Origin of the sequence: Cylindrospermopsis sp. CR12 (assembly GCF_001432185.1) — a bacterium.
In the GTDB taxonomy this organism is placed as follows: domain Bacteria; phylum Cyanobacteriota; class Cyanobacteriia; order Cyanobacteriales; family Nostocaceae; genus Raphidiopsis; species Raphidiopsis raciborskii.
In genome coordinates this window covers 1-3,326 of the sequence record NZ_LMVE01000051.1, presented here as the reverse complement: position 1 = coordinate 3,326, position 3,326 = coordinate 1, and the positions used below count along the sequence as shown (strand labels likewise).

The following is a 3,326-nucleotide window of genomic DNA, read 5'->3' as shown; positions in this document are numbered from 1 at the left end:
TAGACCTAGCTGCTGGTGAAGTAGCACCTATAGCATTGACTGCTCCCGCAATCAACGGTTAATAATCAATACTGGTAAATGAAAAGCTCCTCACCTGGTGGGGGGCTTTTTTCATAGAGTAACATCAGGGATGGGTTCATCCTCAAGTGTTGCGCCTTTTTGACTTAATAGGGTTTCCTACACTGGGAACAAAATACAGATAAATTTTCCATTCCCACAAGCTTTGATAGAATAAAAATAAATCGAGCAAAGGTAACTTTTATGGCAACCCTACTCAGTGAAAGTAAATCACAGACGGGACTGGTTATCTCATGGGAAGCGTTACCCGATGATTTTCAACTAGAGGATGAACCAGTGGACAATATAGGACAACCACTTTTAGCAGGTGCTTTATGTGAAAGTTTAGAAATCAGTGGTTTTATTCAACCACAGATGTTAATTGCTGCTAATTTTGCTTTATGTGCCACATTAAATGCTCAATTTATCGCTAAAGCACCAGATTGGCTATATATACCTTCAGTTAAAGAAATATTGCCAGGACGCAAAAGCGATACACCCCATTTAGAAGGGGATATACCGGCTTTGGTTATGGAATTTTTGTCAGATAAAGAAAGTGGAGAATACTCATTTAAACGTACCTATCCGCCAGGAAAATGGTTTTTTTATGAACAGATTTTGCAAGTTCCTATTTATATCATTTTTGATCCAGATGGAGGATTATTAGAATATTATCAACTGGAAGATGAACGTTATGAATTAAAGCAACCAGACGAAAATGGTCGTCATTGGATTAAGTCAATGGAACTATTTTTAGGAACTTGGCAAGGTACAAAAGAAGGACGTACTGGCTATTGGTTGCGATGGTGGGATAAAACAGGTAATTTGTTACCTTGGGCTTTAGAACTGATTGAACAGGAACGTCAACTAGCAAAGCAAGAACGTCAACTAGCAGAACAGGAACGCCAACGAGCAGAACAGGAACGCCAACGAGCAGAACAGGAACGCCAACGAGCAGAACAGGAACGTCAGGAAAAAGAAAGGTTAATAGCTTACTTGCGATCGCAGGGAGTTGATCCTCATAATTTACCTAATGATGCTGGGTAAATTGGCTATGTAAATGTAGGTTAGGTTGACTTTATTAAACTCGAAATAGTATTCCGTATCAAGCTATATTCCGGAGATTGAGAATTTGCAAATCTAACAATAATATTGGTAAGTAGGGAGGCACAATTATTTGTAGGATGGGTCAAGTAACGAGACCTGTGGCGTTGGGTTTCATACTTCAACCCAACCTACGTTCATCTTATATTTAATTCCACCGACCCACTTACTTCGCCATCATAATAACACCACATATCAATCAGTTTTTCTTTACATTTCAGATATTAATGGTACACCCAACTCCAACTCTTCTAATAATCTCCGCTGACCAAATACATCCTGGGGACTTCCTTCCAGCATTAATTTTCCTCTATCCATCACAAAAACCCAATCCGCCCACCTATAAACTAAATCCAAATCATGAGTTACCATCACTAATGTAGTTCCATGTTGATGAATTTTATTCAGCATTGCTATCAAATTACGAGTCTGTTTAATATCCAGATATGCGGTGGGTTCATCCAATAATAATAATTCGGGTCTTAGTACCATGACATCTGCTATGGAAACCCGCTTTTTTTGACCTAAACTCAGATGATGAGTGGGTGTTTGTGCCAAATTAGTTAGCTCAAATTCTATCAATACTTCCTCTACCCGCTGTTGAATTTCTACCACTGGTAAACCCAAATTACATAAACCATAAGATATATCTTCTTCAACAGTAGCAGCTACTAGTTGTTGTTCTGGATTTTGAAAAACTAATCCAACTTTCTGTCTTAATTTACCCAGATAATTTCGGTTGTAAGTTAATGGTTCACCACACCAACTGACAACCCCACGATTGGGTTTATATAACCCATTAGCTAGTAATAAGAGTGTTGTTTTTCCACAACCATTCTGACCAATCAAGGCACACTTCTTACCTGATGGAATTCTCAATGTTAGACTATTTAAAGCCAATTGTTGAAATTCCATATAACTGTAATATACTTCCTTAAACTCTAGTAGATATTCCCGCATTTTACCAAAAATTTAATCCTATTAACACTACACAACCAACTATTGACTCAATTATATATCGCAGTTCCAAACTATACCGATATTGGCGCCAAACCCGAAATTCGCTCACAAAACCTCTTGCTTCCAGTCCCAGAGAAAACTGATTATATTGTTGTAAGCTACGCTGTAGCAGTTGTCCTATCAGTATTGCTAAACTTTTCATTCCCACACCAGCAGTGCGATAACCACCACGAGAAGTTTGTGCTGTCCATAATTCATTGGCTGTGCTCAACAAAATGAAAATAAATCTATACATCAGCAATAATAAGTCCGTTATCAGTATGGGAACCCCTAAGTAACGCAAAATTCCTAGTATTTCTGTAAAAGGAATAGTCAGTATTATAAAGTACACACAAGAAGCAGAAGATAAGGATCGAGTTAAAATATTCCATGCCTGGATTGTTCCATTATGACTGATATAAACATAAAAATTCCCTAGGGTTATTCCATACCATGAGTCTAATTTGACACTTTCTATATCGAAAATACTCACACCATTAACTATGAGTGCTGGCAAACTCATCAAGCCAAAAACTATGGTGAACATCAATAACTGTAAATAAACCTTGGCTGGAATTTTGGCATAAATCACTGTCCAAATACTCATCCAGATCACAGTTAAAATTTGTACTCGTGGATCACTAGCTAGAGAAATAGCAAGGGTGGTAAACGCAAAAATAAGTTTATGCCATGGTGATAATTTTCGTAGTCTATTAGTATAAGATAAAGTATCTATTTGGTGGATCATCGGAAATTGTTTTGCTGGCTTATTCTTCGGGTTTTTGCGGTTGGGAACGTCCCTTATATAACCCAATTGCATAACCAACTACTCCAGCGCCCAAAGCTGCTTGTAAAGCAAATAATAAACTTTCTATTTCTCCACTAGGGGGTTCAAACAATGATTTAAACCAAGGTTTATATTTGGGTTGTATTTCAGTAATTAGCTTTTCTGCTTGCTTATCAGCCCCTCCAAATTCACTATCACGAATCAACATTAATGGTGTCACAGCTAAAATTACTACCCCTACTACCAAAAGCCAGTTAATTAACCTTTTCTGAGACTGATTCATTACCGTTTCCTCCTAACCTACGTTCATCCTATACTTAATTCCACTCACTTACTTTGAGATCAAATATCCAAAATTATATTACTTTCAGAAGCATTA

Annotated in this window: 4 protein-coding genes; 1 reads left to right on the top strand and 3 read right to left on the bottom strand. The window is 37.4% G+C overall.

The features are described from left to right. The first annotated feature begins 261 nt into the window (after window positions 1-261). Complete coding sequence (locus ASL19_RS07370) at window positions 262-1,104, top strand: Uma2 family endonuclease (protein WP_057177843.1); 843 nt, start codon at window positions 262-264, stop codon at window positions 1,102-1,104. Window positions 1,105-1,371: 267 nt separating this feature from the next. On the opposite strand, the gene ASL19_RS07365 is transcribed toward ASL19_RS07370, so the two are convergent. From ASL19_RS07365 to ASL19_RS07355, 3 genes are read right to left on the bottom strand one after another with little or no spacing between them, the layout of a single operon-like run. Then, entirely contained in the window at window positions 1,372-2,121 is a 750-nt protein-coding gene (locus ASL19_RS07365; RefSeq protein WP_057177842.1) for an energy-coupling factor ABC transporter ATP-binding protein, read from the bottom strand. Between the two features lies 1 nt (window position 2,122). Beyond that, window positions 2,123-2,908 carry a cobalt ECF transporter T component CbiQ gene (gene cbiQ / locus ASL19_RS07360; RefSeq protein WP_057177841.1) on the bottom strand — a complete coding sequence of 262 codons (786 nt, stop codon included), beginning with the start codon at window positions 2,906-2,908 and terminating at the stop codon, window positions 2,123-2,125. Between the two features lie 19 nt (window positions 2,909-2,927). After that, window positions 2,928-3,230 (bottom strand): energy-coupling factor ABC transporter substrate-binding protein, encoded by a 303-nt coding sequence (locus tag ASL19_RS07355; protein ID WP_006277725.1) that lies wholly within the window; start codon window positions 3,228-3,230, stop codon window positions 2,928-2,930. Between the last annotated feature and the right edge of the window lie 96 nt (window positions 3,231-3,326).